Source organism: Roseibium sp. (genome assembly GCF_050301095.1).
Classification (GTDB): domain Bacteria; phylum Pseudomonadota; class Alphaproteobacteria; order Rhizobiales; family Stappiaceae; genus Roseibium.
The window spans coordinates 1-7,640 of the sequence record NZ_JBNKYW010000232.1 but is presented as its reverse complement, the minus strand read 5'-3'; the positions used below and the strand labels follow the sequence as shown (position 1 = coordinate 7,640).

Sequence of the window (7,640 nt, the reverse complement as noted above, 5' to 3'; positions counted from 1 at the left end):
GACAGCGTGCTCAACTCCGTCGCCGATATCATGTGGATGCTCACCGGCTTCCTGTTCGCCTGGCGGATGCCCGTCTGGGTGACGGTGCTCACCGGCATCTTCTTCGAGCTGCTGGCGCTTTACGTGATCCGGGACAATCTCACGCTGAACGTGCTGATGCTGATCTACCCGGTCGAGGCGATAAAAGTCTGGCAAGGTGGATGACAGTGAGCTTTGCTGGCTTGCGATTTTCTCGTTCCAGGGCGTCCGACGATTTGTACTCGTCTGCCGCATTTCCATAGTGGTCATCCCCGACTTGATCGGGGATCCAATCCAGCTTTCGGCAAACTTCGAACGTCCGATCCGGCCCGGACCTGAGGAACCTTACCGGCCAAATCGCAGCGGCTCTGGAAACGAGTAGATCCCCGATCAAGCCGGGGATGACTGCGGTGGGCGGAGACTTCGCTCCGCTCACGCAGTAGTCCGGATCAGCGTTCGACCGTGCGCCACTTGGCCGGATTGACGAGTATCTATTGCGAACACGGGCAAGAAGGCAGAGGCATGCTCCGGCTCAGAGGCGGTCCTGAACCGGAAAGCCGTCAGGTCCTGAGCACCGGCAGCAGGAGATCTTCCGCAAAATCCTCGAAGCGCCGTGCCGGCTGACCGGTTATCTTCTCCACTTGCCCGGTGACGAAGTCTCCCCAGCCCGAACTGTAGGCCGCACCATAGTCGCGCAGAAGCGCGGCCAGCCATGGACCCCAACCGCTCGTCAACGCAAAGTCATGGGCGTCCTGCGGCCGGACCGGGTCATAGCGCACCGGTTTGCCCAGAAGCGCCGAGAGCCGTTCGGCGGCTTCCTGAAGACTGATCGCTTCCGGACCGGTCAGCTCATGCGCCGCCCCGTTCCACCGGTCGCTTTCCACGCAGTGCCGCAAGCACAGAGCCACATCGCGGGTGTCGATCAGCCCCGTGCGGCCGTCGCCATTGGCAAAGGAAAATGTCCCCTTCGCCTTGATGGTTTCGGCCACCATAAAAAGGTTTTGCATGAAGAAATTCGGGCGCAGAAAGACATGCTCCATGCCGCTCTCGCGGATTTCCGCCTCCGTCAGGGCATGAAGGCGGGTGTTTTCCGTCGGCCCGCCGGTCTCGGCTTTGATGGCGGAAAGACGCACCACCTTGCGCACGCCTGCAAGCCGTGCGGCGTAAATGCAGGCCCTCGCATGATCGGCTGCGTCCGGCGCGGACGGGGTGATAAGGACCAGAACCTCGACACCCTCATGCGCTGCCTTCAGACGGTCCTCCTCGGCAAAATTCCCGGGAAAGGCCTCTACTCCCGGAAGGGACAGTGCCGAGATCTTTTCCGCCGACCGGGAAAAGGCTCGCACGAGATGCCCGTTGCCCGAAAGCAGGCGGACGAGTTCCGAACCGATCGTGCCGGTCGCCCCTGTCACGAGAACAGTCATTGCGCTGCCTCCGTCCAGACGGCGAGTTCGTTGCCGTTGGGGTCGGCGAAATGGAACCGGCGGCCTCCCGGAAAGTCGTAGGGCTCCTGCAGGATGGTTCCGCCCGCCGCTTTCACCGCGGCGAGCGTGGCGGCAAGGTCCGCCGCATAGAGCACGACCAGAACGCCCGGCGCCCTGACCGGCACGCCTGTCGCGCCATTAAAGCCGCCCTCGACGCCGGCACCGTCGAAGCTGATGTATGTTTCGCCCCAGTCCTGAAAGCGCCAGCCGAAGGCGAAGCCGTAGAAGTCCTTGGTGCGCCCGGCGTCGACGAGCGGGAACTCGATGTAGTTGATGGTCCTGTCCAGATTGGTCATGGCTTCGCCTCGCTTGGTTTCTGAGAACGTCAACCTAGTCAGCTTCCAATTTCGGGACTATACGTTGTTTTCGAAAGCAATCTTCCAGATATGGAATATCATGCGTAACCTGGACGCCATCGCTGTTTTTGTGGAAGTCATCCGCCAGGCGAGCTTCACGGGCGCCGCCCGCGCCTTGCACATGCCGCTTTCCACCGTCAGCCGCAAGGTCGCCGAGCTTGAGGCAGACCTTCAAGTCCGCCTGATCGACCGGTCTCACAAACCGCTGCGGATCACCGAGGCGGGGCAAACCTATTTCGATCATTGCAGCAAAGGCATCAGCGCGCTCAGCTATGCCAATCAGGTCATTCGCGGCAAACAGGAGAGCCTTGCCGGGAAATTGCGGGTGACGGTTCCGCCCAATCTCGCGGAGCTGTTGTTCACAAAACCCGTCGACAGTTTCCTGCGCCGTCATCCGGAAGCGCAGATCCAGGTGCTGGTCAGCGAACGCATGCTGGATTTCGTCGACGACCGGATCGATCTGTCGTTTCGTGTGGCCCGCCCATCAGCGCCGAACCTGGTGATCCGCAAGCTGCTTACCCATCGCCACAGGCTCTGTGCCGCACCATCCTATCTTGCCGTTCACCAGCCCCCCCGCCTGCCGGAGGACCTTCTGCAGCACACGCTGATCGGCTTCAATTTCCTGTCTCGGGACAAGACCGTATGGCCCTTGCGGAAGGGCAAAAAGACCTTTGAGACGCCTTTCGAGGCCACGCTGTCGGTCAACGACTATCTGGCCGTCAAGGCATCCGTGCGACTTGGAACCGGGATCGGCGATGTGCCGGGCCTGATGTGCAGGGATGAACTCGCCACAGGCGATCTGGTGGAAGTCCTGCCGGACTGGCGGATGCCGGAAGTCTCGCTCTATGCGGTCTACGCTGGCCGGACCGGCCTGTCTAAACTCGCCCGGGCCTTCCTGGACGACGTCAGCGCCCACCTGGCGCCCTACCGGAGCCGCACGGCCTCCGACAGCCTACTTTGACGCCCGCGACACGCCCGCGCAGCTTTCGCGCACGATCAGGTCGCCGTGCAGCAGGTGGCTCTGTTTTTCCAGCGTCCGGTTGGCCAGACGGTCGAGCAGGATGGTCATCGCCTTTTCGCCGATGTGGTGGCGCGGCTGGCGGATGGTGGTGAGGCCCGGGGTGAAATTGTTGGCAAAGGGAATGTCATCAAAGCCGAGCACGGAAAAATCGTTCGGCACGTTATAGCCGCGCAGTTGCAGCGCGGAGATCACGCCGATGGCGGTGTTGTCGTTGAAGCAGAAGAAGGCGGTCGGCAGATCGTCCTTGATGAAAAGCCGCTCCACGGCGGCCCGGCCGCTTTCCGCCGATCCGTCGCCCTCGACCCGCCAGTCGCGCAATGTTTCCGGCGATTCCTTCAGTCCCCGCCGATAGCCTGAATGGCGCAGATCGCTGCGGACATCCGCGGGACCGCCGGAAATATAGGTGATCTTCCGGTGACCAAGCGAAATCAGGTATTCGGTCGCGACCTTTGACGCGGCGACATCGTCCACGCCGACATAGCTGATTTCGGGATTTGCGACCGGACGTTCCGTCGCCACGATGGGCGGCAGGGAGCCGAGCGGTGCCTGGGGTTCGCCCGCGACCGGCACGTGGCCGGTCAAGAGCACCAGCCCGTCGGCCATGCCCGTCGACAGGAAGCGCAGATAGTTCTGCTCCAGTCCCGTGGTGCCTTCCGTGTTGCCGATCAGGACCCCGTAGCCACGGTCGTTGGCAGCCTTTTCAAGGCCCGTCAGGATGCCGGCGAAATTCGGATCGGCGATGGAGGACGCCAGCACCAGCACCATTTTCGAGCGCTGCATGCGCAGGTTCTGTGCCATGGCGTTGGCGGTGTAGCCGGTGCGGGCAATGGCGGCGGTGACTTTCTTGCGCGTGCTCTCGGCTACTTTTTCCGGCGAGCGCAGGGCCCGGCTGACCGTCGCGATGGAAACGCCCGCCAGTTTTGCCACATCTTCGATGGTTGCCGGCCGCTCGCCCGGTTCGCTCATTTTTTGTTTCCAGACATGCTGCGGTGCGGCCTCCGGTTAAGTCCATGAATCGCAACACCATCCAAGCTGTATAGACCGCATCGCACCCCATGAAAAGGTTTACAAAGGCCAATGTAAAGGTTTACATCGATTATGAAAACGTTTACATCATGACTATGGCGATGGTCTCGAAGAGAATGACCGCGCCTGGGAGGAACGATAAATGCAGGTGGATCCATCCACGCAAGGCGCGGTGATCGAAGCCGTCAACATCAGCAAGTCCTTCGGGCCTGTGCCGGTGCTGTTCAGCGTCAGCATGGACGTGCGTCCCGGCGAGGTTCATGCCCTGATCGGCGAGAACGGCGCGGGCAAATCGACGCTGATGAAGATCCTGTCCGGCTTTCACGACCCGACCTCAGGCCAGATCCGCCTCGACGGACAGCAGACCGCCCTCCCCCCGAACGGCGCAGCAGAGAAGCTTGGTATTGTTCTGATCCACCAGGAACTCAACCTCGCCGAACAGATGACCGTGGAGGAGAACGTCTTCCTCGGCCGCGAGCTGAAATCCAACGGTTTCCTCGACAAGGCGGCCATGCGGGCGAGGGTCCAGAAATATCTCGATGAAATCGGCCTGGACATTTCCCCCGACGACCGGATTTCGGACCTGACCATCGCCCAGAAACAGATGGTCGAGATCGTCAAGGCCGTCAGCCGCAACGCCCGCATCCTGATCATGGACGAGCCGACCGCCGTCCTGACCGAAGAGGAAACAGAGGTCTTCTTCCGTCAGGTCGAAAAGCTCAAGCAAGGCGGTGTCGGTATCGTCTTCGTTTCCCACAAGCTCAACGAGGTCAAGGCCATCGCCGACCGGGTGACCATACTGCGCGACGGCCAGTGGATCGACACACGCGCGTCCGAAGACCTGACGCCGGACATGATGGCGCAGATGATGGTGGGCAGGGAACTCTCCGACCTCTTTCCGCCGATGCATGAAGCCGATGTCGACGCGGAGCGGGTGCTGGAGGTGAAAAACCTCAGGGCAGCGGGCATCGACACCGTCAGCTTCGACCTGCGCAAGGGAGAGATCCTGGGCTTCTCCGGCCTGATCGGTTCCGGCCGGACCGCCGTCTTCGAAGCCATCTGCGGCCTTGCCCCCGTCGAAGGCGGAACCATCCGCCTGTTCGGCGAGGACGTCGGAGCCATGACCGTTGCGGAGGCCCGCGACAAAGGGCTCGCCTATCTCACCAAGGACAGGAAGGAAAAGGGCCTGCTTCTGGACAAGAAGATGCGCCCGAACCTGACGCTGTTCGCCCTGCCGAAATTCGTGAGGAACTTTGCTCTCGACAGCAAGGCGGAGGACGCGGCTCTCAAACGCGCGATCCGCCGCTTCGACGTGCGCTCGCGGGACCCGGAAATCACGGTCGGCAAGCTTTCCGGCGGCAACCAGCAGAAGCTGTTACTCGCCAAGATCATGGAATGCGATCCGAAGATCGTTGTCATAGACGAGCCGACGCGCGGCATCGATGTGGGCACCAAGCAGCAGATCTACCATTTCATCGCCGCGCTCGCCGCCGAAGGGGTCTCCGTCGTGGTGATCTCATCTGAAATGCCGGAAATCATCGGCATCTGCCACCGGGTGGTGGTGATGCGTGAGGGCCATATCACCGGCATCCTGACGGGCGACCACATCAACGAAAACGAAATCATGCGCTATGCCGCCGGGCTCAAGCGGGAGGACCTCCATTGACCATGACCACAGCCTCCGAGGACAGAGTTGCCAAGCGCCCCGCCGTCGACCTGAAAACGCTCGGTCCGGCCCTCGCCCTGCTTCTGCTGTGCCTGATCGGATTTCTGTTGAACCCGTCCTTCGTCAGCGAAGGCAACCTGACCAACCTGCTGACCCGTTCGGCCTTCATCGGCATCATCGCCGTCGGCGCGACCTTCGTGATCACCGCGGGCGGCATCGACCTTTCTGTCGGCTCCATGGCCGCGGCGATCGCCGGGGTCATGATCATCGTCATGAACAATATGGTCGACACGCTCGGCACCGGCATACCGACCGTCCTCTTCGGCTGCGGCCTTGCCGTCCTGCTCGGCATTGGCGCGGGCTGGATCAACGGCGCGCTGACCACAAAGGGCAAGATCGAGGCCTTTATCGTTACACTCGGCACCATGGGGATCTACCGCTCGCTCGTCACCTATTTTGCCGACGGCGGCACGCTCTCCCTGAACTTCGACATCCGCGGCACCTATCGCCCGGTCTATTACGACAGTTTCCTTGGGCTGCCGTTCCCCGTCTGGGTCTTCATCCTGGTCGCCATCTGCGGCTGGCTGCTGCTCAACCGGACGGCTTTCGGCCGCTATTGCACGGCCATCGGTTCCAATGAAGCGGTCGCAAAATATTCCGCGATCAATGTCGACCGGGTCAAAACGCTCACCTACGTCATTCAGGGCCTGTGTGTGTCCTTCGCCACGATCATCTACGTGCCCCGGCTCGGCTCGGCCTCCGCCTCGACCGGCGTCCTTTGGGAACTGGAAGCCATCGCGGCAGTGATCATCGGCGGCACGGTGTTGAAGGGCGGCTACGGCCGGATCGGAGGCACCATACTGGGGGCCCTGATCCTGACCACCATCGGCAATATTCTGAACTTCACCGACATGATCTCGAACTACCTGAACGGCACGATGCAGGGCCTGATCATCATCGTTGCGGTTCTCCTGCAGCGCAGCGACTGGAAGCTCGGCAAGAGCGGCAAGCCGTAACGCGCTGAACTCAACAGAACCGGGCCCCGTCCCCCAAACAGAAACACCGGCTCGCACCGGACGGGAAAGGTGCGTCCAATCGACAGCATTGGAGGAGGAAACGATGTTTATGAAAAAAGCCCTGGGGGCCCTTGCAGTTACTGGAGCCCTGGCCTTTGCGGGGACCGCCGTTGCGGACGAGAAGATCAAGATCGGTGTCAGCTATCCGACCCCGACCCATGCCTGGGCCGCCGGCATGAACTGGCACGCGGAGCAGGCCGAGAAGCGCCTCGAAAAGCTTTATCCGGATGTGGACCTCATCCTGGTCAACTCACCGGACCCGGCCTCCCAGGCGAGTGCGCTGGAAGACCTTGTCTCGGTTCACCAGATCGACGCGCTGGTGGTGCTGCCGTTCGAATCCGAGCCGCTCACCGATCCGGTGCTGAACGTGAAGAAATCCGGTGCCTGGATCACAGTTGTCGACCGCGGTCTCAGCCAGCCGGGGATCGAGGATCTTTATGTCGCCGGCAACAATCCCGAGCTCGGCCGGGTATCGGCGCAATACATGAAGGGTCGCCTGAAGGACGGTGACAACATCGTTGTCCTGCGCGGCATTCCGACCGTGATCGACAACGAGCGCTTCGACGCCTTCATGGCGGAAATCGAGGGCTCCGGCATCAACGTTCTGGACAACAAGCATGCCAACTGGAACCGCGATGACGGCTTCGAAGTCATGCAGGACTTCCTCAGCCGCTTCCCCGACATCGACGGTGTGTGGGCGCAGGACGACGACATCGCCATCGGCGTGGTTGAAGCCATCAAGCAGGCCGGACGCGAAGATGAAATGTTCGTGGTCGGCGGCGCCGGCATGAAGGAAATCATCCGCGGCATCATGGATGGTGACGAACTCATCCCGGTTGACGTGCTTTATCCGCCGGCAATGATCGCGACGGCGATTGACCTGACGGTGGCCAACTACACCTCGAATGCACCGGTGGAAGGCCGCTTCATTCTGGGCGCGCCGCTGGTCACGCCGGAAAACGCCGCGTCCTACTACTTCCCTGACTCGCCGTT

Annotated in this window: 8 protein-coding genes; 5 read left to right on the top strand and 3 right to left on the bottom strand. The window is 61.6% G+C overall.

Going from position 1 to position 7,640, the window contains the following annotated elements:
• Positions 1-204, top strand: a 204-nt coding sequence (locus ACQY7U_RS20510) for a DUF2585 family protein (protein ID WP_428648624.1), incomplete at its 5' end; no start/stop codon positions are given.
• A 374-nt stretch (positions 205-578) separates the two neighbouring features.
• On the opposite strand, the gene ACQY7U_RS20505 is transcribed toward ACQY7U_RS20510, so the two are convergent.
• Positions 579-1,442 carry an SDR family oxidoreductase gene (locus tag ACQY7U_RS20505; RefSeq protein WP_428648621.1) on the bottom strand — a complete coding sequence of 288 codons (864 nt, stop codon included), beginning with the start codon at positions 1,440-1,442 and terminating at the stop codon, positions 579-581.
• The gene (locus tag ACQY7U_RS20500; protein ID WP_428648618.1) at positions 1,439-1,798 is read right to left on the bottom strand and encodes a VOC family protein; all 360 of its coding nucleotides are present in this window, start codon (positions 1,796-1,798) and stop codon (positions 1,439-1,441) included. Before ACQY7U_RS20500 ends, ACQY7U_RS20505 begins: the two co-directional genes overlap by 4 nt.
• A gap of 100 nt (positions 1,799-1,898) precedes the next feature.
• Here ACQY7U_RS20500 and ACQY7U_RS20495 point away from each other — a divergent pair, with 100 nt between their 5' ends.
• Positions 1,899-2,819, top strand: coding sequence for a LysR family transcriptional regulator (locus ACQY7U_RS20495; RefSeq protein ID WP_428648615.1), 921 nt, complete (start codon positions 1,899-1,901; stop codon positions 2,817-2,819).
• On the opposite strand, the gene ACQY7U_RS20490 is transcribed toward ACQY7U_RS20495, so the two are convergent.
• A complete protein-coding gene (locus ACQY7U_RS20490; protein WP_428648612.1) occupies positions 2,811-3,845 on the bottom strand; it encodes a LacI family DNA-binding transcriptional regulator in 1,035 nt (344 codons plus the stop codon). The two genes, ACQY7U_RS20495 and ACQY7U_RS20490, sit on opposite strands and share 9 nt — an antisense overlap.
• Positions 3,846-4,047: 202 nt before the next feature.
• Here ACQY7U_RS20490 and ACQY7U_RS20485 point away from each other — a divergent pair, with 202 nt between their 5' ends.
• The 3 genes from ACQY7U_RS20485 to ACQY7U_RS20475 all read left to right on the top strand — a co-directional run.
• Positions 4,048-5,571, top strand: coding sequence for a sugar ABC transporter ATP-binding protein (locus ACQY7U_RS20485; RefSeq protein ID WP_428648610.1), 1,524 nt, complete (start codon positions 4,048-4,050; stop codon positions 5,569-5,571).
• Between the two features lie 2 nt (positions 5,572-5,573).
• Positions 5,574-6,587 (top strand): ABC transporter permease, encoded by a 1,014-nt coding sequence (locus tag ACQY7U_RS20480; RefSeq protein WP_428648608.1) that lies wholly within the window; start codon positions 5,574-5,576, stop codon positions 6,585-6,587.
• A 103-nt stretch (positions 6,588-6,690) separates the two neighbouring features.
• A partial coding sequence (locus ACQY7U_RS20475) for a substrate-binding domain-containing protein (RefSeq protein WP_428648605.1) occupies positions 6,691-7,640 on the top strand: 950 nt, incomplete at its 3' end.